Source organism: Mycobacterium ostraviense, assembly GCF_002705925.1.
GTDB classification, from domain to species: domain Bacteria; phylum Actinomycetota; class Actinomycetes; order Mycobacteriales; family Mycobacteriaceae; genus Mycobacterium; species Mycobacterium ostraviense.
The window spans coordinates 2522319-2548209 of the sequence record NZ_NKRE01000001.1; the positions used below are offsets into that span (position 1 = coordinate 2522319).

Sequence of the window (25891 nt, forward strand, 5' to 3'; positions counted from 1 at the left end):
CAATCCTCACGCCGCATTGCTGGTGCGACTAGTTACATCCAAATAGCTGGCGCTTATAAAGTTGTGCCCAATTCGGACACTACTCGCGTCCAGCAGGTCGCGGACCCGTTCTGGTTAAGCTCAAAGCTGACTGCCAGGCGCGATGCCGGCTCAGGGGGTGCCGGAACTCGCGAACGGGTTTTGCGGCCCTTGAGGCTGCTGGGTCTGCGGCGCCGGGTTTTGCGGAGCCTGATTCGCCGGCACCTGAATCGGTATCGGCACGGGCAGCAGCGGGACGCGCAACCACTCCGTGGTCATCTTCACCGTCGAGGTGGTGGTCGGTGCATCTTCGGGCGTGGTGTCCTCGGGCTCGGCCGTCGTGGTCGGCGTCGCCGAGGTGGTGCTGGTCGGCCGGGGACTCGTGGTAGTGGTGAGCCGAGGCGCGGTTGTCGTGGTCACCACCGGCGAGGGCGCCAGCGTCGACGTCGGCGGTGGCGCCGTCAACGTCGGTGATGGCGGCGCGACGCTGGTAGGGGCCGGTGCCGCGCTGGGCACCGGAACCGAGCTGGGCGGCGGCTTGACCGGGCTGGGCACCGCCGCACTCGGCCGCAGCGGCACGGAGGGCGCGGGCAGCGGCACCACACTGGGCACCACCGGAGCCTGGCGCCGCTCGACGCCGGTCAAGGTGACTGCCACGCCGCCGATCGCGGTCATCGCCACCACCGTGGAGAGCCCGATCAGCAGCTGAGAGAACCGCAACCGGCGCCACGGTGGTTCTTTGGGGGGGTCGATCACGTTCAAGCGCATCGACCAGCACGGGCCGTCCTCGTTGTACGAGTCACCCTCGAACCGCACCGGCACGTCGCCCGGGAAGTCCGTTTGCGACCAGGCCAGCTCGCGATCGGTCACCGCCTCCTGGTCGATCACCATCACGTCGCCGGCCGGCAGCTCGATCAGGGCGGTGCCGGACCCGGCCGCAGCCCTGGCCATCAACCCGACGGACGTCCGAGTGCGGAAATCCAGCTCTGGTCCACGGGCGGCCAGCAACAGCGCACCGGCCGCGGCCGCGCAGGCCGGACGCGAAACAGTCAGCACCGGGAGCCGGGTGTGAAAGGAAAGGCGTTGAGTGACAAGCGGAATGCTGGCTCCACCGCCGACGGTGACCACCGCCGCCAGGTCGGCCCAACTCGCCTTGTTACGCGCCAGCATGTCGTCGAACGCGTAGATGAAACCGGTCAGCCGATCCTGGATCAGGTCATCGAACGTGTCCCGGGTGAGCCGGATCGTAGTGCTGGTTCCGGCCAGCTCCGCAGCCAATTCCGTGACCGCGTCGGTGGATAACCGCTCCTTGGCCTCCCGGCACTGTTCCTTCAGCAGGCCGAGCTGGGCGACGGCGGCGGTGCCGGCCGAATCGATGTCGTCATGGCCGAGCCCGTTGATGACATGCAGCAGTATCGCCTGGTCGATCTGCTCGCCGGAAAAATCCTCGTAACGCAGTGTGGCGCTTACCGGTTCGAAATCAGACTTGGTCTCCACCAAAGTGGCGTACGAGGCCGAGCCGCCGAAATCGAGCAAGCCGACCACGCCACCGGCCGGGATAGCCAGTTCGGTGTTCGCCGCCGTCATCGCCGCGATCACGTCGGGGACCAGCTGCGGCGCCATGCCGCTACGCACGAAGCCGACATGCGTGCGCAGGGCGTTGCGCAGCGCCTGGACAGTTCCGGGTTTCCAGTACGCGGGGACGGCGATCGCGATCTCCGACGAGCTCGCGTCCGCGCCGGCGGCGACCACCATTGCGTCCAGCGCCTCGACCGTCAGCAGGTCCGGATCGTGAGCCGACCCGTCCGGGGACACCAGGGCAACCGAGTCGCCGACGCGTTCCACGAAGCCACTCATCAATGTGCCGGACTCGGCCACGCCCGGGTTACGGCCGAGCACACCGATTTTCGGGGCGCAATGCGGGTACAGCGTCAGCACTGCGCGACGGATGACCGGACTGCTTCGGTGAGATGCCGCAACCAGGTTCGTGGTCCCGATCGACAACCCCAGCGGGTCGTACATAGAGCGGATACTTTCGTCGATAGGGTCGAAGGCCAGGGTCAACCATATCCGCGGGCATACCGTATTGGGTTCGCTGCCAACCTCATTGGTATGCGGTCGATGCCGTGTCGTCACCGAAAAGGTACAGCCATCGCCTTGACATACGGCGTGGGGTCAGACCGCGGTAAGCGGCAGCGAACGCCTGGGCTGGAATACAAAGCTCGACCCGCCACTTACCTTGGCCACCAACACCTCCGGCAATTCGGATGCCGGGGTCTCGGTTTTCACCAGCTCGGCGGTCCACTCGGTGTCCGTACCACTGACCCGGACGGCGATGCGCGGGTCGATCGCGGTGGCGATCGCCTGCAGCGGTTGTCCGGATTCGGGTGTGCACAGCGAAATCCATGCGGCGTCGTCGTGCCCCGGCGAGCGGTGCGCAATCAACCTGTCCCCCGTCGTCTCGGCCTCGATATAGCCGGCGGGGTTGAACAGCGGGTGCAACTCGAATACCCGCAACACGCCGTCGATTCCGCCGGGCAGGGCCAGTGCGCGGTGGATGCGTTCCGCGGCCAGCCCGGCTATCCCGATCAACTGGCGGGTGCCGATCGACCGCGCCAGTTCGGCGTCCGCGCCGGCGCGTTTGCCGACCGCGATGGCGAACGACAGGTAGAGCAGGTGCATTTGCAGGCAGACTTCGTCGGTTATCCGCACCAGCGCCGAGTGGGAGAAGGCGCCGAAGTCCAAATCGGACAGCAGTGGACCCGAATAGTCGGCGAGTCCGTCATCGGAACGGTCGATGGCTGCCAATTCCCATCTGGCAGCTTTACTTTGCGTAACGACGTCCATCGCCGGGATGCCCCGGACCTCGGGGTGAGACTCGTCGATGACGACGGTCCACGCGCAGTGCGGATGCCGGTCGGCTGGTATGCGCGGCGGCCGGTGGATGGGCCGGACCTGCGCCCGCGGGCTGGTCGCCACGGCCGTAGCGTCGAAGGTCGGGTCTTCGATGGTGTGGCACATGCCGAAGACATACTCGTCGCCCATCGGTTCGACATCGAGCAGCGCACCGCAATGGTCGAGGCGGAATTCGCCGTGCCAGCGATCGTGGACGGTGAAGCGGAAATCCATGAATTGCGGCGGAGCGCCGATGTCGAGTTGCAGGCCCTTGAAAATAGTGGGCACGTCGTCGCCCTCGAAGTTGAGCGCCCGTTGCATGCGCTTGGTGTAGATCGGGCTGGCTGCGGCCCACTCCTCGATCGCGATCTGCAGCATCTCCTCGCGACCGAACGCCTGGATGCACCACGCCATGCCGGAACGGTCGATCAGCTGCCCGATCAACAGCAGTTCGGGCACCAGGATTGCCAGCTCCGCGCGCGACAACCCGGCGTAGCGGGATGGGCTCATGCCCCGACGATAATGTCGGCGGCGAACGTGCTGCAATGACGTGATGAACCCTGCAGACCTGGCAGCCCTCGCGGCGGATGTCGCACATGTCGCCGATGTCAAGGATGTCGAAGCAATCAAACGGATCAAGTACCGCTATCTGCGCGCCCTGGACACCAAGCACTGGGACGACTTCGCCGACACTCTGACCGAGGACGTGCGCGGCGACTACGGCTCGTCGATGGGCAAGGAGCTGCACTTTTCCAACCGCGACGACGTCGTGGACTACATGCGCTCGGCGTTGGGGCCCAACATCATCACCGAACACAGGGTGACCCATCCGGAGATCACGGTGACCGGCGACACCGCGACGGGCAGCTGGTATCTGCAGGATCGCGTCATCGTTGCCGAAGCCAATTTCATGCTGATCGGCGCGGCGTTCTACCGCGACGAGTATCGGCGCACCGCCGACGGCTGGCGGATCAGCGCCACCGGATACGACCGCACCTACGAGGCGACGATGTCCGTGGCCAACCTCGGGTTCACCGTGCGACCGGGCCGCGCTCTGGCCGACTGACGGCGCCGGTTATTTCGCGATCGCGATCACCGCGCCGGGCCGCAACCACCGGATGATCTGCACCAGCGTGGCATCGTCGATTGCCACGCAGCCCGCGGTTGGTCCGCCGTCGGTGGTATGGAAGAAGAACGCGGCACCGCCTCCGGGCACCTTGTTCTTGTTGACGCCCATCACCACCGAATGCTTGTACTGCGGGATCTGGAGGTTCTCACTCTCGGCGATGTTGAACGGGCATTGGGCCTTCTGACAGACCTGCATGGTGTTGAAGGTGGGGCTGTGGTCGTCCCCGCTCCACCAGTGGTTGGGTCCGACCTGCGTATACGGAAGTCCGCCACCGGGATTGGGCGCGGTGCCGAACGCCGAGTCCAGGCTGTAGACGCCCATCGGGGTAGCCGGATAACCGCTCTTGGCCTGCGGCGCCATTCCCGCCGAACCGACATGGGTGGCAATCCCGGTCTTGAGTGGCTGCCAGCCGGCGGCGGTGCGCTGGTACACATCCATTTTCGCGGTAGAGCCGCCGGTCGAGACCACCGAAACCACCTGCGTGGCATTGCCGACCGAGTTCGCGAACCACGGATTGCCCGCCGCGACGGTCACCGGCGCGAATCCCAGGGCCGCCCCGGCCAGGCACACCGCAGCACTCAGTACGGCTCCCAGTCGGTGCATCGTTTCATCGTCACGGGGACGAAACCTCAGGGTCAAGTAAAGGTTTAGTCCCGGTTGGATCACTGCGCCGAGACACTGCGAAAAGCGCCGCGCCGCAGGGCGTCAGCCGACTTCGGCAAGCCGGGCCGGCTCCGCATCCGTCACCGGTACCGGGCGAAACACCCACAGGCACACCAGGAAATACACGTATCCCAGCAACCATCCCGCGATCACATCGGACGGGTGGTGCACATTCAAAGCCACCCGGGCAGTGCCGACCGTCACCACACCCAGCGCGGCCACCGCGACCGAGACGACGCGCAGCCACCGGTGATTCGTCATCGGCAGCAGGAAGGTCAGCAGCGCAAGCACACTGGCCGTCAACTCGAGCGCATGCCCGGACGGGAAGGACGTCGATGGCGCAGTGACGAACTCGGTCACCGGTCGTGGCCGGCCGGCCAGATCCTTGGCGGCCATCGTGACCAATCCGTTGAGCGGCAAACAGGCCAACAGCAGCAGCGCCATCCGCACCTTGCGCTGCAACGCCGCGACCACCGCCATCCCCATGCCGAGCAGCCGCATGGGGATCGGGCCCAGCACGAACGACACGCCGACCCAGAAGTTCACCCAGGCCGGGTGCTTGATCCCGATGTCGTGCGCGGCGTTCAACAACGACCAATCCAGGCCGTGCACCCAACCCCAGTCCTGGCGGTGCCCCACCCACAAGACGGCGTAGCCGACGGTCGCAGCCGCCGCGAGCATCACGGCCACGCTGATGGGGCGACGGATCATGTTCAACGGATACCAGGCGAGGGTGCAGCCCGCCCCGAGCGGCACCATACTGGCCTCATGGCGGTGATTTTTCGCAGAATGTTCGGCATCGGCAAGCTACCCGCCGACTTGCGGGATCAGCTCGAGGCCGAAGGACTCATCTACCTCGAAGAGTATGTCGCGGTCACCAGGCGGTTCACCGGCGCAATTCCCGGTTTGCGGGCATCGCACAGCATCGCCAGCTACCCGGGCGCGCTGGCGTTCACCGAGCAGCGGGTGCTGGGAACGCTCTCGTCGCTGCCCAAGCTGGCCGGCCGCGCCGTCGACGTGCGCTGGGACGCGCCGCAGACCGGCGCCGCAACCGCCGAGATCTCGTCGACGGGACTGCAACTGGATCTCGACGTCGCCAAGGTGGACCCGCGGTTCCACGGCCAGCTGTCGCTGCACTTCAAAACGGACATCGACGAGGACGTGCTGGCTCGCCTGCCGCTGCGGTCACTTGCCTTCGACGTGCCGCCCGAATACGTGTTCCGCGCGGTCGGAGTCACCTACAGTCCCTGATCCGGGTAGTCCCTGATCTGGGCCACACGAGCCGCACCTTTTCTACGATGACCGGGTGACCGAATTTGCGTTCACCGCCGCCGAGCGGCAGGCGGTGTATCGCGTGATCTCCGAACGTCGGGACATGCGCCGCTTCGTACCCGGCAGCGTAGTGCCCGAAGAGGTGCTGTCTCGGTTGCTGCACGCCGCACACGCCGCGCCCAGTGTGGGTCTGATGCAGCCCTGGCGGATCATCCGGATCACCGATGTCGCGCTGCGCAACGACATCCACGCCCTCGTCGACGAGGAGCGCGCGCGGACTGCCCACGCCCTGGGCGAACGGGCCGAGGAGTTTCTTGCGCTCAAAGTCGAGGGCATTCTCGAGTGCGCCGAGCTGCTGGTGGTGGCGCTGTGCGACAACCGGGACGTGCACATCTTCGGCCGGCGCACGCTACCGCAGATGGATCTGGCGTCGGTGTCCTGCGCGATCCAGAATCTGTGGCTGGCGGCTCGTTCGGAAGGGCTCGGCATGGGTTGGGTGTCGTTGTTCGATCCGCAACGGTTGGCGGCGCTGCTGGGGATCCCCTCCGATGCGGAACCGGTGGCAGTGCTGTGTTTGGGCCCGGTGCCCGAGTTTCCGGAACGGCCGGCGCTGGAGTTGGACGGCTGGGCCGTCGCGCGGCCACTCCCGGAGTTCATCTGGGAGAACCGCTGGGGACGGGCTTGAACTTCGCCGGTTGGGTCGACACCGGGTATCGTCGCCGCCGCAAGCATGCTTGAGAGGCGGCAGACGGTGACCGGTGAACGCAACGACGGCATAGACCTCATAGACGGCATAGACCACAACGACAACGTGCTGCTCGTGCATTGGCACGACCTGGGGCGCTACCTCGGTGTCTACGGTCACCCGGCTGTCCTGAGCCCGCGACTGGACCAGCTTGCCGCCGAGGGGATTTTGTTCACCCGTGCGCACGCCACCGCGCCACTGTGCTCGCCGTCGCGCGGATCGCTGTTCACCGGCCGCTACCCGCAAAGCAATGGGCTGGTGGGGCTGGCCCATCACGGCTGGGAATACCGCACCGGCGTCCGGACACTGCCGCAACTGTTGGGCGAGCAGGGTTGGTACTCAGCCCTTTTCGGGATGCAACACGAGACGTCCTACCCGGCGCGGCTGGGATTCGACGAATTCGACGTGTCGAACTCCTACTGCGAATACGTGGTCGAGAAGGTCCGGGAATGGCTGCAGGATTGCGCGCCGAACCTTTCCGGCCAACCGTTCCTGCTTACCGCGGGTTTCTTCGAAACCCATCGGCCCTACCCCCACGAACGCTACGAACCGGCGGACAGCGCAGCCGTCGACGTCCCCGACCATCTCCCCGACACCCCCGAAGTGCGCCAGGACCTGGCCGATTTCTACGGAGCCATCACCACCGCGGACGCCGCCGTCGGTCGGATGCTGGACACGATGGCCGAAACCGGGCTGGACGCCAGCACCTGGGTGGTGTTCCTGACCGATCACGGCCCGGCGTTTCCGCGTGCCAAATCCACGCTCTACGACGCCGGAACCGGCATCGCGATGATCATCCGTCCACCCACCCGCCGGGAGGTTGCCCCACGCGTCTACGACGAATTGTTCAGCGGCGTCGACCTGTTACCGACACTGCTGGACCTGCTCGGGGTAGACATCCCGGCTGACGTCGACGGCCTGTCGCACGCGCATGCGCTGATCACCTCCCGCGGCGACGGTGAGCCGGTCCGCGACCATGTGTACACCACCAAGACCTACCATGACTCGTTTGATCCGATACGCGCAATCCGCACAAAGGAATTCAGCTATATCGAGAACTATGTGCCCCGCCCGCTGCTGGATCTGCCGTGGGACATCGAGGAAAGCCCGTCCGGGATGGCCGTCGCACCGTTCGTCAGGTCACCGCGACCGCACCGGGAACTGTACGATCTGCGCGCCGACCCCACCGAGACCACGAATCTGCTGACCGGTGACGCCGCTGCCAAGATCGATGCGGTCGCAGCGGATTTGGCTGTCCGGCTTCATGATTGGCGTCAGCGAACCGGCGACGTGATCCCGTCGGAATTCGCCGGTACCCGGATTGCGGAGCGTTACACCGAAACGTATCTGCGGATCCATCGAATCGCGCCGAGCAGCAGGTCGGCGATCGCTGCCGACCGCGGTATCGAGGAAGAAGCCACGCCGGCCAGCCAATAGCATGGCCGTCGAATGCGCTTCGCACCAGCCACATTGGCGACACCAGCCTCCTCGGGTCATTGTGCCCGCCTCACTCGATTCATCGATGTCCTTGAGCGCAACCTTGGCTGAGTACCCACAGCTGGGCGTCTGTTTCGGCACGTCGATGCCCCCGCTTTCGTTCAAACCTGTTGTGACGGCAGGTGTTCGGGGGTGACTCATTGCTCGCCGGGTGGGCTGTCATGCCGCCGTATCGAGTGTGCGGTGACGGCTTTGAGTGTGCTTGTAGGGCGGGAACATCCGCGATTGGCCCGCCCTGGCGGCACGCTCGGCGCCCTCAGCGCACAGTCGGCGCCCTCAGCGCACGCCCGACACGGCCAGCATCAGCGCGGGCTGGAAACCCCTGTGACGAAGGTGACGGCAATCGCGCATGGATCGGCGTCGACGCGGGCGGTGCCAAACGCGACTGGGCCAACCGGGTCCCGACCAGCGCGACGTCCGACCGCGATACCTGGTTGCCAAAGCTCACGAACCGCGGCGTGCTCCCCCGACCTCGGCGACGACGAACAGCCGGCGGAACGGGAAGATCGTGGTACCGTCCGCCCGGCGCGGGTAGGCGTCGTCCAGCAGCGGAATCAGCTCCTGGCGGAACTGCTCCCAACCCGCGTCGTCCAGCCTGTCCCGCACCGGAACCAGCGCGGTGCCGGTGATCCATTCCAGCACCGGGTGCTCACCGGTGAGCTGGTGCAGGTAGGTGGTCTCCCAGGCATCGACCTTGCATCCGGCGTCCATCAGCAGGTTCGCGTAGTGCGCCGGCGGATGCACCACCGCTCCAACCCGAAACGGGATGTCGCGCAGCAGCTTTGCGTACGGCTCCCGCCGGGCCAGGGTCCGCACCACGGCGTGCGACGGGGTGTCGAAGTTGCCCGGGACCTGAACCGCCATCCAGGATCCGGCCGGCAGCTCGCCGGCCCAGCGGACCAGCAGTTCCGAGTGTTCGGGCACCCAGTGCAGTGCGGCGTTGCTGACCACCACGTCGGTGTCTGGCCGAGGCTTCCAGTTCCGCACGTCGCAGGTCGTGGCGTCGATACCGCGTTCCCGGGCGGCGGCGACCATTTCCGGTGAACTGTCCAAGGCCTCGATCGTCGCCTCGGGCCAGCGTCGCGCCAGGTGCCGCGTCAGGTGGCCGGGGCCGCAACCCAGGTCGACCACCCGGCGTGCCCGCTTGGCACCCACCCGCGACACCAAGTCGTAGAACGGACGGCTGCGATGATCCGCAAAGGCCAGGTAGACGTCGGGATCCCACATGTCGGTCCTTCCTGATCAACACCGTCGCCAATCGGGTGTTATGGAACAACCTATTACCGATGGGGTCCGGACGCGCACCGCGTTGCCCAAGAAATTGACGACGCTGTCGAATTCGCCGGCACCCTGCGATATCGGCGCGATACCATCGACGGGATGTCGGAGTTTTCGGGGATGTCTGAAGCGGATCCCATCGATCCGCCGGTCCCGATTCCCGACGTGCCCGGGGCCGACGCCGGCGCCGAAGGGCTCCCGCCACGATCTGCGCTCTCGCTGCGGCAGCGTATCGTCGTCGAGTCATCGGCGGTCGGCGATATCGCGCTGCGCACCGCGGCGTCGTCGGTGCTGTCCACCACGGTGGCACCGGCCGTCGTCGCCACCGCTTTGCTCCGGCTCAATTCCGGCAGCGAGCGCAGCAACTTGAACTTCTACGCCGAACTGGCCGCCGAACATGATCCGGCGAAGTCCTTTCCGGCACCGACGGATCCGCCCAAGATTTCGTCGCGGCCCGCCAGCCCGCTCGCCGAGTGGATCGCGCGCGGCACCGTCGACGACATCTCGTTCGCCAGCGGCTTCCGGGCGGTCAACCCCACCATGCGCAAGCAGTGGAGCGGGTTGACCACAAACAACGTTGTGCGGGCGCAGCATTGGCGCCATGACGACGGGCCGCGCCCCACGCTGTGCGTCATCCACGGTTTCATGGGCTCGTCGTACTTGCTCAACGGGCTGTTCTTCTCACTGCCGTGGTATTACCGGTCCGGCTACGATGTTCTGTTGTACACCTTGCCGTTTCACGGCAAGCGAGCCGAGAGGTTATCGCCGTTCAGCGGTTTCGGTTTCTTCGCGGGCGGCTTGAGCGGCTTCGCCGAGGCGATGGCCCAGGCGGTGTACGACTTTCGCTCCATCGTGGACTACCTGCGCCACACCGGCGTCGAGCGCATCGCGCTGACCGGAATTTCGCTGGGCGGTTACACGTCCGCGCTGGTGGCGTCGGTGGAGAACCGGCTCGAGGCGGTCATCCCCAACTGCCCGGTGGTCAGCCCGGGCAAACTGTTCGACGAATGGTTTCCGGCTAGCGGGCTGGTCCGGCTGGGCTTATGCCTGTCGCGCATCAGCCGTGACGAGTTGAGCGCCGGGCTGGCCTACCACGGCCCGCTGAACTATCGGCCGCTGCTGCCCAAGCACCGCCGGATGATCATCACCGGCCTCGGCGATCGGATGGCTCCACCCGAACATGCCGTAACGCTGTGGGAGCACTGGGATCATTGCGCGCTGCACTGGTTCCCCGGCAGTCACGTCATGCATGTGAGCCAGTTGGATTACCTGCGGCGGATGACGCTGTTCCTGCGCAGTTTCATGTTCGACTAGCGGCCTCGGTGAGCGACGTGTGGCTCGCCCAAGCCGACGGGGTGGGCCACACCAGTCGCTCCAGCAAGCCCTCGGGTGTGTCGGTGTGTCCGTCGAGTCGCCGGGTGGACGACGGCTCCAATGCCGCCAGCGCCGGCCACTGGCTGCCGCGTTGCAGAGTCAGCCCGGCCAGCGGCGCCGCGCCGTCGGGACGCGTATCGGTGCGGAACGCGCACGCGACGGCAACCGTGGCCGGGCCGCCCGGTCGACCGGCGGTGCCGATCTCCAATGCCGCCCATGTCTCGCGCGCCGGATGCGACCACACGGCAGCCAATGTTTCGGGCAATGCGGTATCCACGCTGACCCGGTATGCGGCAAGGTAATCGGAGTCGCCGTGGCGCATGCACCGCCACGTTTCGCGATCGGCTCGAGCCAGCAACCGCGGCACGTCGTCGCGCCCCATGCCGACGTCCCAACCGATTTCGCGAAGGTGGTCGGCGAGCCGGCGCGCGGCGACCTCGGCGGTCTGCTGCAACGGGATTCGCGGTGACCGGGCTTGCAGCGCCGCCAGGTTGGCGGCGGCCGACACCGTCATCCCGATCCACAGCTCCCGCTCACCCGCCGCGTCGACATGCCCGGTGATTCGGACGGCGTCGGCGCGGATGCCGTAGCGGTCCAGGTACCCGGCTATCAACGGCAGCGGGAGCACCTCCAGGCCCGGGGCCGGCGGACCGATGCGCAGCAGCGCCGTGGTGCGCACCTCGGTTGCGGAATCGGCACCCGACCGCCGTCGGCGCATCATGGCCAGCCGGCGACGCGTGATGGTGGTGAAGTGCAGTCCGCGCCACCAGCCGAACAGGACGATCACCACGACGGCGGCGATCCCGATCAGCCAATAGTCACGGGTCGACTGCCACGGATAAGCCATCGCCGCGGGCACCACCGCCAGCAGCGCCACGGCGATCCGCCCGTTTCCCGGGCGCGGAATCGAGTTGAGGCTCACGGGATCGGCTCCTTTCGCCGGCGCACTGTCGCCGCAGTTGCTGCGGTGATGCCGACCAGCAATGCCAACGCGGCGGCTCCGGCGAACGCGACGTTGCGGGGTGTGGTGTCCTTGGGCTTCGGCGCCGGTGGAACCGCAACCGGTTTGGCCATTGGCGCCGCGGGCGCCCCTGATTGCGGGGCGGGCAACTGCCAGGTCAGCGCCGCCACCGGATCGACCGCGCCGGCGCCGACGATATTGGACGGGGCGCGGGCGCCGTTGTGCGCGGTGGCGGTGATGCGGCGCACCACCTCGCCCGCGCTCAGGCCGGGATACTTGCTGCGGACCAGCGCGGCGACGCCGGAGACGTAGCCGGCCGCGTAGCTGGTGCCGCTGATCGGCACCAGTTGCTGGTGGTCATTGGGAAGGCCGTTGGCCAGGCCACCGCCGTCGCCGTTGCTCACCGACAGAATGTTTTCCCCGGGTGCGGCGATACCCACCCACGGACCAGCCATGGTGAACTTCGACGGCTGCCCGTCCGGCGCCAGGGATGCCACCGACAACACGTAGGGCTGCCACCACGACGGGATGGAGATCGACGTGACGCCGGCCCAGTTGCGTGGATCGTCCGGGCGGCTCAGGTCGGTCAGCGGGTTCGAGTCGCAGGAGCTGCCACCGCCGCCCGAGCCGACCGCGCCGCTGTTACCGGCGGCGGCCACGATCACCGCGTCCTTGTCCACGGCCGCATACCGGATCGCCGCTCCCAATGCGGACTGGTCGACCGTCCGGTCGGCGGGCAGGCAGGTCACCGCGGAAATGTTGATCACCCGGGCGCCGAGATCGGCCGCACGCACGATCGCGCGGGACAGCGTGTCCACGTCGATCGCTGCCCGGGCCAGCGTGGGGTCGCCTCCTGAGGTCCGCGGCGAGAACTTGGCCGAGGTCACCCTGATGGACAGCAACCGCGCCGCCGGCGCGATTCCGGCGAAGCCGTCGTCACCGGGCTGCCCGGCGACGACGCCGGCAACCAGGGTGCCGTGCCCGTCGCAGTCGGTCAAGCCGTCGGTCGAATCCACGAAGTCGCCACCGCCGTCCACGTTCGGCAATCGCGGACCCGGTTGCACCCCGGTGTCGATGATGGCCACCAACTGACCGTCACCGCGCGAGAATTGCCATGCCGCAGGCAGATTCAGCACCGCTTGGCTGGGTGCCGGGACACCGACGTCGGTACCCGCCATGAGCCCGGAGACGCTGCAGGCGCCGCGTTGCTCCATCGGCTGCACCGGCCCTGGGGTACCGCTGGGCGGATTCACGGTGGCGTCGACCGCCGGCGGGCCGATAGCCGACGCCGGCGCAGCGGTGGCTACCAGCACAGCCAAAATTGTTGCGCAGCAACCTAATCCGGCAGCACGTGTCATCGATTTAGCACCCAGGTGAACAGGCCGACCAGGTATGCCATCACCGGGATAAGCGAAACGTCCAGGCCGGCGGCGACAAAGCCCAGCACGCGGCGCAGCGGCAGGGAGTAGCTGTCCGGCGAGGCAATGGCCGGGTTCAGCGCAACGGCGATCCAGGCCAGCACGAGTACCGCGAGCACCAGCACCACACCCAAGGCGGCGGCGTAGCGCCCGGTCGCGGTGTAGACCACCACCAGGACTCCCGCCACCAGATGTGGTTGGGCCAGCAACCAGGCCTTGCAGGCGGCCGAATCCCATACCCGGGCGCGCAGCGCGGTCGCGGCGGCCGTCGCCGCCACCACGTACCAGCCCACGCCAGCGACCGCTTCGGGGCGCACCGCGATTGCCACCGATCCCAGGACGCTCAGCAGCACGGCCGCGGCGATGAAACCGCTTTGATGGGCGTCACTGACGCGCACCCGCCGCGGCAGGTCTTCGAGCACCCGCAACGACGGAGCCGACGGGGTGGGATCCCCGGGCGCCGGGATGACCGGCAACGGAAAGCGCGCCCACAGCGCCGACAGCTGAGCCGCCTGGATGGTGATCAGCAGCGCGGCCACGATCAGCCCGCAGCCGACACTGCGCAGCGGCAGCTGCCACAGCAGCTCGGCGCCGGCGGCCAGCCATACCCCGGCCGCGGTCACCGCGATCGCGGTGAACAAGGCTACGATGCGCTCGCGTTCGGCGCTGGGCACCATCAGGCAGAGCAGTGACCACGCGGTGACACCCGCGGCCGCCAGCAGCAGCTGCGCCGGCCCGAATTTCCCCGGTACCGCCAGCGCCAGAGCCCCGGCGATCGGCACCAGTGCGGCAATCGACACCGCGGTCCCCGTTCGTGGCGAACGGGCCGTGATCAGTAACCCGGCCAGCGCCATGACGACCGCGATCCCGCTGACCGTGACCAGGCCGGCCGACGCTCCCGTCGCCACCCGGTAGCTGACTGCCAGCCCGGTCGCCACCAGCGCCACACCGATCACCGCGGCCAGCGCCCCGCGCTGGATATGCTTTGGCCCCCAAGGGTTTAGCCGCGAACTCGAGAAGATCATGGCGGCGTCGGCGATGTCCTCGACGATTCCCGGGGCGGCCGGACCGGTGGGCACCGGCTGCAACGCGAGCAGATCACCGTCGACCACCCCGACGGTGTCCAGGCTGGCGTCCAGGCTGAACGGTGCACCGCCGATGGGCGCCAGACTTAGGTGCGCGGCCGCACCCAAGCCGGCCTCGCCGCCGTCGCCGTTCTCCGCCGCGGGAATGACCAAACGCTGGACCGCAGGCAGGATTTCGCGCAGCGGCAGCTCCGCGGGCAGGGCCATCTCCGTCAACCGGCTGTCGGCGAGGATAGCGACGCGGACGATCGGCATCACGGTGCCCGACATCACCGGACCGTCCAAATCCGTTGGGGCCGTTGCGGAGACATCGTACTCACTTTCTGAATTTCGGTTATGAGGGTTGTCCGGAGAAGTCGCGGGACAACCGCTGACCCGAGAACCATTGCCCCTCCGGCAGGTTGGCGATGAGTTGTTCGATCGCGACGGCAGTCGCGAACGGTTTCCCGGGGCTGAAGGTCGACACCCACTCGCCGTCGAAGGCTCGCGACGGACTGACCAATACCCGGCCCGCGGTGGTGTCGACGATGCTCAGACCGACGTCGGTAGTGGTGTGCTGGCCGTCCCGGTTGCAGCCGGCGACGATCTCGACGTAGCTGCGCGGCCCGGAGAAGACCGCCTCCACCACCGGCCGTGCCGAAGCCGGGATGCCCAGGTAGTCAAGGACTTCCTCGAGCGGGGCGCCGGAGCGCAGCCGCTCGTCGGCGCGAGCGCCGACCCGCATGGGCATGCTGAACTCCTCGAACCGGGCCGGCGGCCGCTGCGACAGCCCGACACCGAGGACCGGAACCAGCGCCCGCGGGTCATCGATATCCATTGCCGTGAAGGTGACCAGCGCAGCGCTGCGCAGCGCGACAACGGTATTGAACTTCCGGGAGGTCTTGCCGGCGGCGCCGACCCGCCGGGCGACAATGCCACGCAGCAACTCGCCGGACCCCTCGGCCGATGCCGGCCCTATGTAACGTAAGTCCAGCCACCGGTCGGGGAAGCACACCACTTTGATCCAGTCGGCCACCGCGGAGTTAACGGTACCGTCCGGCGACATCAAGCCCAGCCCCGTCAGCTCGTCTTTCTGACGGTCGAAAAACGCATTTCGTTGCGCGCCATCGGTGTATGGCGGGGTGATGGCCAGCACCCACGGGAAACTGCCGGCCCCGACGCTCTCGGCGATGAACCACGCGTTGTCGACCGTCAACTCGACGGCGTTAGGCTGCGAGGGTTCTGCAGATTCTGCAACCATCTAACTTGCTAGCCGCCCCATTTTGCGGCTTCAGCCTGGTCGCGAGCCATCATCGCCATGGTGTTGGCCTCGTGCGTGCCGGCCATCGACTGATAGGCCCGCACCAGGTCTGCCATGGCCTGGTTCCACTGCGCCTGCCATGCCTGATACGTCAACCCGGTGTCGCCTTGCCAGGCGTTCGACAGCGCGGACTGCTCGGCGGCGATATCCGAGCCCAGCCCCTGCATGGTGCCGGCATATCCCGACATGTCCCCGGCGTGTCCGAGCATCGCCGGGTAGTTGTACATGATCTGTGACATCACAACTCCTTTCGGTTGTCTGTGGGTTTTCGGTTGTCTGTGGGCTCAGAACGCCGTGTAGCTGGACGCAGCCGCGGAATCGGCGGCCACATACGTTCCGGCGGCGTCACCGAGGTTGGCCTGGGCGATGTCCAGCAGGGCGTTGACCCTGGCCGCTGCCTCCACGAACCGGGCATGGGCGCCCTGAAACGCGGCGGCGGACTCGCCCTGGTGAAACGCCTGCGCCGACATCGCCGACTGCTCGGCCTGGCCGATCGTGTGCCGCATCAACGCCGCCTTGGCGCCGAATGCCGACTGGGAGGCCACCAACTGCGGAATGTGGGCATCCAGAAGACTCATAACAACCCCTTTCTCTGGCAATTCGGATTTCGGTTACTTGCTGTCGTGGTGCGAAGCGTCGGCTCCCCCTTTCGGTACGCCTTCCTGCAGGCCGTCCCAGCTGCTCGGTACCATCGGCATCCGCGGACCGCCGCCGAACTCGTCACCGGCCAGCGCCGTCAGGCCGACAGCATGCAGCACTGGCTCTTTGGTTGCGGTCCCGGCGAACCCGAGCGGGCCCGCCCCCCAGTCGGACGCCTGGGTGGGGTTCTCGGTTGCCGCGGGGCCAGGGCCGTCACCGGAGTCCATGTCGAGGAATTCGTCGCCATAGTCTCGTAATTCGCGCCGCGCGCGGCGTCGCGCGCGGGTTGCCACACGGCTTGCCGCTGCCACGCCGGCGGCCGGGATGGTCGCTGCCGGTGCCTTGAGGCTGCCGCGGCCACCCACCGTCGGACCCGAGGTGGGTCCCCAATCATCAATGCCGCCAACCACGTAGGCGAAACTTGCGGGAGCCGGGGCAGCCGGCGCCGGCGCGGCGCCGGCCGAAGCACCAGCTCCGGGTGGTGCTGCCGGAGACCCCGCGAGGCCACTGGCCGTTGACGCGAGACTGACAGCCGGCCACGCAGACGCGACGGCGACAGCCAGCGGTGCTCCCGCGGCCGGGGCGGCAGCCACCGCGATCTCAGTAGGCGCCAGCGCCGCGAACGCAATCGCGCTCAGGCCCAGGCTGAGCCCGGTCGGCACCAGGAAGGGCGAACTCAAGATCATACCCCAGGTGGGCCAGCCGACGAGGTTGAAGAAAACCTGGTATCCCAGCGCGAACAACAGTGGGCCGTAGGTGATCAACGCCGCTTCCGGGTTGGTGAGGAAGGCGATGATGATCTTTATCGAGTTACCGATGGGGTCCTGCAGGAACGTCGCGATCTCTCGCAACATCCAGCCGTAGAATCCCGTGTAGGCGTTCCACATGTCCTGGAGCAGCTGCCAGAGAAACTGCCAGGGGTTGAACGTGGCTGCGGCGGCTTGCGCCTGAGCCGCGTTGGCCACCACCCCGGCGGCCGGTTCGCCACCGGGATTCACGATTGTCGGCGCTAGCACAGGGCGCGGGACCGACGCCAGCGCGCTACCCGCGGCCGCCTGATACAGGCCCATGGTCGCGGCGGCCTGAAGCCACATCCGCAGATAGTCGGCCTCGTTGAGCGCGATCGGAATCGTGTTGATGCCAAAAAAGTTCGTCGCCACCAGGATGCCATGGATGACGTGGTTGGCCGCCAACTCCGCCAGAGCCGGCATGGCCGCCGAGGCCGCCGTGTAGGCCGCCGCCACAGCCTCGTGCTGGGTTGCGATCGCGGCGCTGTCGGCGCTGGCCTGCGTCAGCCACGCCACATAGGGCAGATGCGCGGCGACATACTGCTGCGCGCTCGGCCCCTGCCAGCCTCCCGCTTGCACCGCATCCAGGAGCCCGCTGAGTTCTGCTGCCGCCGCGGCATATTCGGCGCTGAGCAGATTCCAGGCCGCGGCCGCCGCCAGCAGCGAACCCGGACCAGGACCACTGCTCAGCAACGCCGAATGCACCTCGGGCGGCGACGCAATCCAGATGGGCCCCAAGGGCGCGACCATGGTCAGGCGCCCGCGATCCCGTAGGTAGCCGCGGCCGCCGCATCACCGGCGAGATAGCTGGCGCCGGATTCGCCCACTCCGACGCCCGCACGCCCCAGTTCTTCGACGCCTTGGGCAGCGACGACGGCGTGCTCCTGCCCCTGCACGCTGAACTCTGCGGCCGTCTGCAGCGACACCGGATCCACGGCAGGCGGCACCACCGCGGTGATCGACGGAGCCGCGACAGCATGCGCGGCCGCCAGCCGCGCCGTCAGCGCTTCCACTGCCGCGCTGGCCGCGGCCAGTCCCTCCGGAACCACTCGCAACGTCATGACTGACTCCCCTTCTGTTGCGTTTCACCAAATGTCGCGGCCTCCCCGACGAGCGGGTTGACCAACTGCATGTAGGTCGGAGATTCGCTGTCGCTCAACAAGACCGCGCGTCCAGGAGGCAACCGGTCGAAACGTTGACCGCGGATCTTGCCGCTGTCGGCCGGATTGCCCGAGAGCATTACGGTGGTCGCCTGCAGGTCGTTGAACCGCCGCAGCAGCTGGCTGGTCATCAGCGCATGGCCCGAGCCGGAGGCCCGCGCCGTCACGATCACCCGCAAGCCCAAATCGCCCGCCTGCCCGAGCAGACCGATGAGCGGGGTCCAGGGCCGCTGTCCGATGTACGGACCCGTCATGGCCGCCGAATCCGGGATCTGATCGACGTCGTCGATGACGAGGTAGTGGGTGTGGCCGTGGAAAGTCCAGCGGGCCAGCTCGGCAGGCGACAGACCGGCCGGTGGCCGTCGCGCCTCGATGAGGTTTGCCAGCCCGAGCACAGCCGGGATAATCCGGTCGATGTTGGCGGTGTATTCGTTGTCGGGGAACAGCGGTTCGTCGACGAGATGCAGCCGGCGGTCCAGCACGGTGAAGGCCACCTCGTCTGCGGTCGAATGCTCCCGAATGGTGCGGATCAGGTGGCGCAGCAGCGTGGTCTTTCCCGACTTGCTGTCGCCAAACACCATCAGCAGCGGATTGGCGGCGAAGTCGAGCAGCACCGGCGCCAGGTCCTCCTCGCGCTGGCCGATGACGATCTGATCCGGTCCGTGATACAGCGCACCAAGCGCCTCGGGGGCGAGGTTGGTGGGCAGCAACCGCACCGGGGGGGCGGCAACCCCCGGATAGCGGGCGTTGATCGCGGCAACCTGTTCCGGCTCCGGAGCGGCGAACAGGAAGTGCTCGGCGGCCATGGTCAACCCGCGGCCCGGCTGGTCGGCCGGGACGGCGTCGGCCGGGCGGCGCAGCGCACCGACCACCCGCACATTGCTGTCGCGCGCGTCGTGCAGCTTCAGCTCCAGGCGCAACCCCAGGCCGTCGCGCATCGCCAGCGGCACCTCCAGCCAGCTCGGGGTGGTGATGATCACGTGGATGCCGTACGCCAGGCCCACGTTGACCAACTCGGTCACCTTGGCTAGCAACGGGTTTCGTGTGTTGAACTGGTCGATGTTGTCGCGGCCGAACGCGTAGAGGTTGTCGATGACCAGGAACACCTCACCGTAACCGTCGTCGGGAGCCGAACCGTTGCCACCGCGGTTGCGGAACACCTCACGCTGCTGCCGGGACAGCAGCAGCTGTTCCAGCTCGCCGAAGGTACGCCGGATGCGTTCGGGTTCCAGCGCCGACGCGACGCTGCCGACGTGCGCCAGGCCCTCCAGCGTGCGCAGTTGTCCGCCGCCGTAGTCCAGGCAGTAGAACGTCACCTCGCGCGGTGAGTGCAGGCTGGCGGCCGAGAGCATAAACGTCTGCAGCGCAGTCGATTTGCCGGACTTGGGACCACCATGGATCACCACGTTGCCGGCCGCCGACCGGGCATCGAACACCAGCGGATCACGGCGCATCTCGAACGGCTTGTCGATCTCACCGAGCGGCCACCGCCAGTTGCGGGGCGGCACCGCGGCTCGGGCCAACAGTCCGGTGAGCGGGATCCGTTCGTCCAGCGGCGGCAGCCACAGCTGGGGAGCTCGCGGTCCGTAGCGGGCCAGCTGTTCGCCGACGGTTGCGATCAGCTTGCGTGGCGGACCGGCCGGTTCCTCGGCGTCGGCGGTGGCGATCACCATGCCCGGGTCCGCCTCCACGGCTGCGGCCGTGAAGATCTTGGGTTCTGGGAGTGCTTGCACGACGCGGACTTTGGTGGTACGTGGCGGCTCGTAGATGCCGTCGACGTAGGTGCTGCGGAACTTGATCGGGGTGGCCCCGGGCGCGGGCACCAGGAAGCCGATGCCCTTGTGTTCCTTACCGGACTCGATGTGGTAGGCGTCCTCCACACCGATGATCTGGCGGGAAACGCTGGGGCTGGCCACTTTCAGCCCGATCCGGTAGGAGGTGTTCTTGTCGATGTCCTTGATCTTGCCGACATCCAGCGTCTGGGACGCGAACAGGATGTGGATGCGGAACGACCGCCCCTTGCGTGCCACGTAGTCAAACAGCTCGGCGTATTCCGGATGATCGGCCAGCATCAGGGTGAACTCGTCGGCCACCACGAACAGCGTCGGGATCGGCGGTAAGTCGAATGTCCCGGCGGCCCCGGATTCTCGAGCATTTTCATACTCGAGCACGGAGTTGAACGCGCTGCCCTGCACGCGGCGGCCGGCCTCGCGCAGCAGCGTTTCGCGGCGGGCCACCTCACCGCGCAGCGTGTCGGCGAACCGGTCGGCCAGCGACTTCTTCTCGGCCATGTTCGAGATCACCGCGACAACCTGCGGGAAATTCCGGAAGCTGTCGGCGCCGGCCTCGCCCTTGAAGTCGGCGTAGATGACGATCAGCCGGTCTGCGGAATGAGTCGTCAACAGCGCCAACAGAATCGACATCAGAGTCTGCGACTTGCCGGAACCTGTCATTCCGATCATCAGCCCGTGCGGACCCATTCCGCCTTCGGCCTCGTCCTTGAGATCGAACATCAGCGGCTCGCCGGTGGCGGTGACGCCGATCGGCACCCGCAACTCGTCGTCGCGCCGGCGCGGCGCCCACAGCGCCGGAACGTCCAGCCGGGACGCGTCCGGGATGCCCAGCAGCGTGGTGAAACTCGCGCCGCGGGTGGCCGCGGAACGCAACCCGGCGTGCGTCGGGTTGGAGTCCCACCGGGACAGCCGGCGGGCCAGGTGAGCGGCGTCGTCGGCGCCGAACTCGTCGGCATCGTCGATATAGGGCTGCCAGCCACCGGTCTGCCACCGCTCGATGGCACCGTCGGTCACCTGCAGGATCGGTTTTTCCGGATCCGAATATTGTTCGCGATGCGGCGGTGTGGCCGAATAGTGCACGATGGTCACCCCGGCGCGGCCCACCGCCAACGTCGACGCGTTGACGTCGTAGTCGGGATCGTCGACCACGATCAGCAAGTGCCGCAACGCATCTGCCGCCGCACCGGTGAATGCGGGACGGTCGAGCAGGGTGGGGCCCAGCATTTCGACCAGCTCGTCGGCGTCGGCGGCCAAATAGCGGGCCGGGCCCACGCCGTCGGCCTGCCCGGGAATGTCGACGTGCGGCAACCACTTCAGCCAGGACCAGTCACTGCTTTCCAGATCGGGGCTGGCCAACGCCACCCTGAGCACCGTCGGGTCGTGCCAGGTGACCGCCTGAGCCAGCCACGCCCGCAGCGCCGCACGCACCTGCCCGTGGTCGCCGAGCACGGTGATCCGCGAAACCTTGGAGACGTCGATTCCGGTGGGAACGTCACGGACGGTGCGCTGCGTGTCGAGCAGGCTGCGTAATGCGCTGTGCGACACCGGTTCCAAGTCGACTTCGTCAGCGGTGTCGTTGACCCGCAGCGTGGCAGCCAGCGGGGCGGAGTGCCGTCCGGCCCGCAGCACCAGGAAATCCGGGTCGTGCGGGTCGCGCTCCCACTGGCGGCGGGATCCGGGCACCGAAGCCAGGGCATCCGGTTCCGGATGGGACCACTGCGCGGCCGCGCGCTGCTCGGCTGCCTGTGCACGGATGTTGTCCCGAACCACCGACAGGTAACGCAGATAGTCGGCCCGCTCGGCGTCGACTTCCTCGGTGCGCATCTTGTTGTCGTTGCCGCGAAACAATGAGGTGGCCGCCAGCAGCATCACGAAGGGAAAGAACAGGATCTGCGGAGAAATCAGCCGCATCCCGGTCGCGACCATAGCGACGATCATGCCCACGATGAGGATCCCCATCAGGTAGGGCATCGCGCGTCGCAGCAGGGACGGCGGAATGACCCGGGGCAACTCGGGTGGCGCCTCGATGGTGATGGTGCCCTTACGGGTCGTCGGCGGCGTCAACCGCCGGCGAGCCTCGAAGATCAGTCTGCTCATCGGGCCCCTCCCTCGGCCGACACCGCGTGCCCGGGCTTGGTGTCCGGCGGCAGGGCGTCGTGAGCCAACAACGCGTCGGCCCGGGACAGCGTCGGACCGGACGCGAAGAGCGACAGGACCGACCACGGGATGGTCAGCGGCGGGGGCTGCAGGCCAAGTGCCTCAACGGTTTTGCGTCCGCCTTCGCCCTCGGTGTCGATGCCGTAGCGCACCCCGGTATCGGAGACCCAGAACAGCGAGCCCGTGGCCGGAGCCGTCGCGCCCCCACCCACGCTCTGGGTGAAGTAGCCGGTACCCGGCGGCAGCGCGACCTGGGTGGCGGTCGAACCGCCGCCCCCGACCAGGTCGACGGTGTACACCGCGTCGGCCACCGGCAGCGCCGCACCGCTGAGCAAGCTCAACGAACTGGTGGCCGCCCCGGCCGGCTTGCTCCAGTACGCGCACGTGACGGGGCTGCGCGCCACGTCGACCAGACTTAGCGACTGCGCGGGATAACGCGTGGTGTCCAGCATGCGTGACACGGGCAGCTTGGCCACCTCGTCCGCACCGAGACGTGGCGGCTGCTGCAAACCATAGGAGTTGGAGTTGCGCAGGATCGCGGCAAGCACCGGTGAGATCGGCTGCAGACCGTCCGGCAGCACCGCGTAGTACTGCGAGGTTTCGGCATTAGCGGTGCCATTGAGGGTCAGCGCCTCGACCACCGCACCGATCGGGGCGGGCACCGCGAAAGCCGGCTGGCCACCGGCGTTCGGAATGACCGGCGCCGTCAGCGGCGGCGCCTCGGGAATGGCGTTGAACAACCCCAGTGCGATGGGCCGCGGCGCCAGTGCGTCGGTGCCCAGCCCGAGCGCGCTGGTGACCGCATGGTCGGACAGGTCCAGCTGGCTGCGCTTGCCGTCCCATAGCAGCCAGCTGCCCGTGCCGTTATCCACCAGGACCGCCTGGGCGGAGCCGAGCGCGGCCGCGCGAGCGCCGTCGCTGTCGGGCCGGCCCGCGATGACCGTCACCGCCGTGCTGCGGGCGCTGCGCCCGCCCTGCCCGCTGACGGAGTCACACACCGTCCAGTTGGCGTCGCGGGTGGTGTTCTGCACCATCCGCTCCGGTGCGCCCGGAATGCCGATCAGATTCCCACGTGGAAAGCGGTCCAGTTCAGAGCTTTTCACCGTCGTGGGGTTGACCGGCTTGCCGGCGATCAGCCGCGCGGAGGTCAGGTTGAGCACCGGGTGCACCGCGTCGCCGACCCGCACATACAGTGCGGCGGTGGACCGGTCGGCCAGCACCGGACTGGTGCCCGCCTGGCCGTTGGGCCGGATCAGCGAGAACACGAAGCACCCGACCAGCCCGGTGATCAGCACCAGCGCCCCCATCAGCACCGCGCGCGACTGGGTGCGCAGCGGGTCGACGAGCATTCGAGTGTCATGCAAGGCAATACCCGAGGCGATGCGCCGCATCACGAACCGCCAACCTGTCACCTGATGGCGCGTGACGAAACCCCGCCGGTAGACCACCTTGTCGGGGTTGTGATTGACCGGGGTGCGCGAGGCAAACGAACGGCGTTCTGGATCGGGCTCACGGGTAGTCATGCCGGCACCGAGAGCCCCAGTCCGCGCAGCAGCGGTTCCACAGACCTGTTCACGTCGTCGGCGGTGATGGTCATCAGCTCCTCATCACTGAACTCCCCGGTTCCCGCATGCTCGGAGTGGTCGAGGCGGAATTCACGTTCTTCTTCCGCACGTTCGACGATGTTGCGGACGAACCGCCCGTTGCCCGCTATGTCGAGGCTGCGGCGCATGATGCCGTTGGAGTCCGGTGTCGACGATGCCGCCAACGTGGCGAACAACGCCTCCAGGTGGTCGAGCGCTGATCGCTCGAAGACGCTGTCTCGCTGTTCGGCCATCTTGTGCGCGATCTCCACCAGCTCATGCGATGTGTACGACGGGAATTCGATGCTGCGGGTGAACCGCGACCTCAGGCCCTCGTTGGTGTCGAGGAATTTGTCCAGGTCGGCCCGGTATCCGGCGATGATCACCACCAGCCGGTCACGGTCGTTTTCCATGCGGGCCAGCAAGGTGTCGATCGCCACCAGCCCGAAGTCGTTCTTGGCGCCGGTGGCCACCAAGGCGTATGCCTCGTCGAGGAACAGCACCCCGTCCAGCGCGCTGTCGATGATCGCGTTGGTCTTGGCCTCGGTCTCGCCGATGTGTTGGCCGATGAGGTCGGCGCGGTGTACCTCGCGGATATTCTCCCGCTTCAAAAGGCCCAGGCCGCAATAGATTTTGGCGACGACCCGGGCAATCGTCGTCTTACCCGTCCCGGGCGGCCCGGCGAAGATCAGGTGCTGCGTGCGCTGGGCCACCGTGAGCCCACGCTGCTTGCGCACCAGCTCCATGGCCACCGAACTCTTCAGCCGCGACACCTGGTTCTTGACTTCGTCGAGCCCGATGAATTCGGCGAGCTGACGTTCAGCCTCGTGCAGCAGCGCGGCTTTGCGCTCATGTGCCGCAGGATCGATGAAATCATCTGCGCTGGGCTCGGTTTCGGGATCCCACGGGTCGCTGCGGGCCTCGATCCGGGCGGCGGTGGTGGTCACGATCCCGAAGCTGGTATCCGACAGGGCCTGCTCGACTTGCTCGTTCTCCGGATGGGCCGCATACAGATCCTGCAATACTTCGGCGGCCGACTCCTCGTCCACATGTGCGCGCAGCACCAGGGCTTTGGCCAGCGCGCCGTCGAGCGCCGCGACCGGGACCGGACCTTCGGGCTCCTCGAGATACGACAACGCCGGGGCGAACATGCCCAACCGGGCCAACGCGGTGCCCAGGGTGATCTTGGCGGCGTGGGCGAAAGTCTGGTCGAGATCGGGATCGTTGACGATCGGGGTCAGCAGCTTGACGACGTCCGACCAGCGTGCGGCGCGGTAGTTGACCACGACCATGAGCCAGCGGGCTTCGCGCCAGCCGGGCCGACGCCCGGTGATGCCGGCAACCACGTCGTACGCCTTCGCACAGTCACCGGCCGTCGCCAGCGCCGCCGCGTACGCGAGATGGAAATCGTCCGGGCCGGTGGCCCGGAACCGCAAGTACAACCCCGTGTCGTAATGGAACCCCAAGGTGTTGGGCGTCAGTTCCACGTGGCGCTGCAACACGCCGGCGGTAGCCGCAGTGCGGGACACGGCTTCGAGCACGCCGATGGACTGGTCACCGGCGGCAGCCAGGCCCGTCCATGCGTCGCACTGGTCGCCGGCGATGCGGGTGAGTGCGGTAAATCCCGATTGGGCGGCAGTCAGGTCGGCCGGCCGGCGCCGGTCGTAGACGGCGATGCCCAGCGCCCGGCAGCAGGTGGCGAACCGGCTGACGACGTCAGCATCTACCTTGCCGCTTGTCCGGGGTACGACGGAGTGAGTTGCGAGCATGCCGATATCACTGCGTTCCACGCTCCCGCCGTCTCCTGAACCTAAGGTCGCCACTGGTCACTACCGCCTGAAGCTGGCCTCCCGAAGTTAGCATTGCATAAGCTAACCTGTCGAGGGCGGTCAGGGCTGGGTTGCCCCGCCATGTTGCCGACATTCGCATGGCACTGACCAGCGCCTTGTTCGCGGATGATCACCACTGCCGACTTCATGCCAGACGTTCCTTCCTATATCGAACCCACCCAGCATTATGCATCTTAGTGAACATGATTTTCATTACCAAGGGCGGGGCGGTCCCGGCTCGGGGCGGTGACCGAGGTGTTGTTAACCACGACGCCACGCAATGACCTGGAAAAAAATCTCCACATAC

The 25891-nt window shown here is 67.3% G+C and carries 21 protein-coding genes; 5 read left to right on the forward strand and 16 right to left on the reverse strand.

Annotation, left to right across the window (positions count from 1 at the left end):
- Positions 1-150: 150 nt before the first annotated feature.
- A complete protein-coding gene (locus CDN38_RS11535) occupies positions 151-2040 on the reverse strand; it encodes an Hsp70 family protein (protein WP_075509603.1) in 1890 nt (629 codons plus the stop codon).
- A 153-nt stretch (positions 2041-2193) separates the two neighbouring features.
- Entirely contained in the window at positions 2194-3423 is a 1230-nt protein-coding gene (locus CDN38_RS11540; protein ID WP_075509604.1) for a hypothetical protein, read from the reverse strand.
- 43 nt (positions 3424-3466) lie between these two features.
- Here CDN38_RS11540 and CDN38_RS11545 point away from each other — a divergent pair, with 43 nt between their 5' ends.
- A complete protein-coding gene (locus CDN38_RS11545; RefSeq protein WP_075509605.1) occupies positions 3467-3979 on the forward strand; it encodes a nuclear transport factor 2 family protein in 513 nt (170 codons plus the stop codon).
- Between the two features lie 9 nt (positions 3980-3988).
- Here the strand turns inward: CDN38_RS11545 and CDN38_RS11550 are convergent, their stop codons facing one another.
- Positions 3989-4645: a L,D-transpeptidase family protein gene (locus CDN38_RS11550; protein ID WP_075509606.1), complete on the reverse strand. Its 657-nt coding sequence runs from the start codon at positions 4643-4645 to the stop codon at positions 3989-3991.
- Between the two features lie 102 nt (positions 4646-4747).
- Complete coding sequence (locus CDN38_RS11555; RefSeq protein ID WP_075509662.1) at positions 4748-5416, reverse strand: phosphatase PAP2 family protein; 669 nt, start codon at positions 5414-5416, stop codon at positions 4748-4750.
- A gap of 57 nt (positions 5417-5473) precedes the next feature.
- Here CDN38_RS11555 and CDN38_RS11560 point away from each other — a divergent pair, with 57 nt between their 5' ends.
- The 3 genes from CDN38_RS11560 (at position 5474) to CDN38_RS11570 (ending at position 8159) form a co-directional block, all read left to right on the forward strand.
- Positions 5474-5956: a hypothetical protein gene (locus CDN38_RS11560; protein ID WP_075509607.1), complete on the forward strand. Its 483-nt coding sequence runs from the start codon at positions 5474-5476 to the stop codon at positions 5954-5956.
- A 55-nt stretch (positions 5957-6011) separates the two neighbouring features.
- Entirely contained in the window at positions 6012-6662 is a 651-nt protein-coding gene (bluB, locus tag CDN38_RS11565; protein WP_075509608.1) for a 5,6-dimethylbenzimidazole synthase, read from the forward strand.
- Positions 6663-6728: 66 nt separating this feature from the next.
- Positions 6729-8159: a sulfatase family protein gene (locus tag CDN38_RS11570; protein WP_408633070.1), complete on the forward strand. Its 1431-nt coding sequence runs from the start codon at positions 6729-6731 to the stop codon at positions 8157-8159.
- Positions 8160-8663: 504 nt separating this feature from the next.
- On the opposite strand, the gene CDN38_RS11575 is transcribed toward CDN38_RS11570, so the two are convergent.
- On the reverse strand, positions 8664-9446 hold the full coding sequence (locus tag CDN38_RS11575) for a trans-aconitate 2-methyltransferase (protein ID WP_075509609.1): 783 nt from the start codon (positions 9444-9446) through the stop codon (positions 8664-8666).
- Between the two features lie 153 nt (positions 9447-9599).
- Here CDN38_RS11575 and CDN38_RS11580 point away from each other — a divergent pair, with 153 nt between their 5' ends.
- Entirely contained in the window at positions 9600-10811 is a 1212-nt protein-coding gene (locus tag CDN38_RS11580) for an alpha/beta hydrolase family protein (RefSeq protein WP_075509610.1), read from the forward strand.
- On the opposite strand, the gene eccE is transcribed toward CDN38_RS11580, so the two are convergent.
- The 11 genes from eccE to eccA all read right to left on the reverse strand — a co-directional run bounded on the left by eccE (position 10798) and on the right by eccA (position 25545).
- Positions 10798-11793 (reverse strand): type VII secretion protein EccE, encoded by a 996-nt coding sequence (eccE, locus tag CDN38_RS11585; protein ID WP_099318965.1) that lies wholly within the window; start codon positions 11791-11793, stop codon positions 10798-10800. The two genes, CDN38_RS11580 and eccE, sit on opposite strands and share 14 nt — an antisense overlap.
- Positions 11790-13190 carry a type VII secretion-associated serine protease mycosin gene (gene mycP, locus CDN38_RS11590; protein ID WP_075509612.1) on the reverse strand — a complete coding sequence of 467 codons (1401 nt, stop codon included), beginning with the start codon at positions 13188-13190 and terminating at the stop codon, positions 11790-11792. The genes eccE and mycP overlap by 4 nt, the downstream gene beginning before the upstream one ends.
- A complete protein-coding gene (gene eccD, locus CDN38_RS11595) occupies positions 13187-14605 on the reverse strand; it encodes a type VII secretion integral membrane protein EccD (RefSeq protein WP_099318966.1) in 1419 nt (472 codons plus the stop codon). The genes mycP and eccD overlap by 4 nt, the downstream gene beginning before the upstream one ends.
- A 64-nt stretch (positions 14606-14669) precedes the next feature.
- Positions 14670-15575, reverse strand: coding sequence for an ESX secretion-associated protein EspG (locus tag CDN38_RS11600; protein ID WP_075509613.1), 906 nt, complete (start codon positions 15573-15575; stop codon positions 14670-14672).
- Positions 15576-15583: 8 nt separating this feature from the next.
- Positions 15584-15874: a WXG100 family type VII secretion target gene (locus tag CDN38_RS11605; protein ID WP_023369886.1), complete on the reverse strand. Its 291-nt coding sequence runs from the start codon at positions 15872-15874 to the stop codon at positions 15584-15586.
- 45 nt (positions 15875-15919) lie between these two features.
- Positions 15920-16213 (reverse strand): type VII secretion system protein EsxG, encoded by a 294-nt coding sequence (gene esxG / locus CDN38_RS11610; RefSeq protein WP_036410178.1) that lies wholly within the window; start codon positions 16211-16213, stop codon positions 15920-15922.
- A 33-nt stretch (positions 16214-16246) separates the two neighbouring features.
- Positions 16247-17812 carry a PPE family protein gene (locus CDN38_RS11615; protein WP_075509614.1) on the reverse strand — a complete coding sequence of 522 codons (1566 nt, stop codon included), beginning with the start codon at positions 17810-17812 and terminating at the stop codon, positions 16247-16249.
- Between the two features lie 2 nt (positions 17813-17814).
- Positions 17815-18123, reverse strand: a complete 309-nt coding sequence (locus tag CDN38_RS11620) for a PE family protein (protein WP_036410182.1) — start codon at positions 18121-18123, stop codon at positions 17815-17817.
- The gene (gene eccCa / locus CDN38_RS11625; RefSeq protein WP_075509615.1) at positions 18120-22112 is read right to left on the reverse strand and encodes a type VII secretion protein EccCa; all 3993 of its coding nucleotides are present in this window, start codon (positions 22110-22112) and stop codon (positions 18120-18122) included. The genes CDN38_RS11620 and eccCa overlap by 4 nt, the downstream gene beginning before the upstream one ends.
- A complete protein-coding gene (gene eccB / locus CDN38_RS11630; protein ID WP_075509616.1) occupies positions 22109-23695 on the reverse strand; it encodes a type VII secretion protein EccB in 1587 nt (528 codons plus the stop codon). The genes eccCa and eccB overlap by 4 nt, the downstream gene beginning before the upstream one ends.
- Positions 23692-25545, reverse strand: a complete 1854-nt coding sequence (gene eccA / locus CDN38_RS11635; protein ID WP_201258252.1) for a type VII secretion AAA-ATPase EccA — start codon at positions 25543-25545, stop codon at positions 23692-23694. Before eccA ends, eccB begins: the two co-directional genes overlap by 4 nt.
- Positions 25546-25891 lie beyond the last annotated feature (346 nt).

What these genes read in the sequence shown, in the direction of transcription:
- CDN38_RS11535 (WP_075509603.1), bottom strand. Translation starts at nt 2,040, where the DNA reads ATGTACGACCCGCTGGGGTTGTCGATCGGGACCACGAACCTGGTTGCG.
- CDN38_RS11540 (WP_075509604.1), bottom strand. Translation starts at nt 3,423, where the DNA reads ATGAGCCCATCCCGCTACGCCGGGTTGTCGCGCGCGGAGCTGGCAATC.
- CDN38_RS11545 (WP_075509605.1), top strand. Translation starts at nt 3,467, where the DNA reads ATGAACCCTGCAGACCTGGCAGCCCTCGCGGCGGATGTCGCACATGTC.
- CDN38_RS11550 (WP_075509606.1), bottom strand. Translation starts at nt 4,645, where the DNA reads ATGCACCGACTGGGAGCCGTACTGAGTGCTGCGGTGTGCCTGGCCGGG.
- CDN38_RS11555 (WP_075509662.1), bottom strand. Translation starts at nt 5,416, where the DNA reads ATGATCCGTCGCCCCATCAGCGTGGCCGTGATGCTCGCGGCGGCTGCG.
- CDN38_RS11560 (WP_075509607.1), top strand. Translation starts at nt 5,474, where the DNA reads ATGGCGGTGATTTTTCGCAGAATGTTCGGCATCGGCAAGCTACCCGCC.
- CDN38_RS11575 (WP_075509609.1), bottom strand. Translation starts at nt 9,446, where the DNA reads ATGTGGGATCCCGACGTCTACCTGGCCTTTGCGGATCATCGCAGCCGT.
- CDN38_RS11580 (WP_075509610.1), top strand. Translation starts at nt 9,600, where the DNA reads ATGTCGGAGTTTTCGGGGATGTCTGAAGCGGATCCCATCGATCCGCCG.
- mycP (WP_075509612.1), bottom strand. Translation starts at nt 13,190, where the DNA reads ATGACACGTGCTGCCGGATTAGGTTGCTGCGCAACAATTTTGGCTGTG.
- eccD (WP_099318966.1), bottom strand. Translation starts at nt 14,605, where the DNA reads ATGTCGGGCACCGTGATGCCGATCGTCCGCGTCGCTATCCTCGCCGAC.
- CDN38_RS11600 (WP_075509613.1), bottom strand. Translation starts at nt 15,575, where the DNA reads ATGGTTGCAGAATCTGCAGAACCCTCGCAGCCTAACGCCGTCGAGTTG.
- CDN38_RS11605 (WP_023369886.1), bottom strand. Translation starts at nt 15,874, where the DNA reads ATGTCACAGATCATGTACAACTACCCGGCGATGCTCGGACACGCCGGG.
- esxG (WP_036410178.1), bottom strand. Translation starts at nt 16,213, where the DNA reads ATGAGTCTTCTGGATGCCCACATTCCGCAGTTGGTGGCCTCCCAGTCG.
- CDN38_RS11615 (WP_075509614.1), bottom strand. Translation starts at nt 17,812, where the DNA reads ATGGTCGCGCCCTTGGGGCCCATCTGGATTGCGTCGCCGCCCGAGGTG.
- CDN38_RS11620 (WP_036410182.1), bottom strand. Translation starts at nt 18,123, where the DNA reads ATGACGTTGCGAGTGGTTCCGGAGGGACTGGCCGCGGCCAGCGCGGCA.
- eccCa (WP_075509615.1), bottom strand. Translation starts at nt 22,112, where the DNA reads ATGAGCAGACTGATCTTCGAGGCTCGCCGGCGGTTGACGCCGCCGACG.
- eccB (WP_075509616.1), bottom strand. Translation starts at nt 23,695, where the DNA reads ATGACTACCCGTGAGCCCGATCCAGAACGCCGTTCGTTTGCCTCGCGC.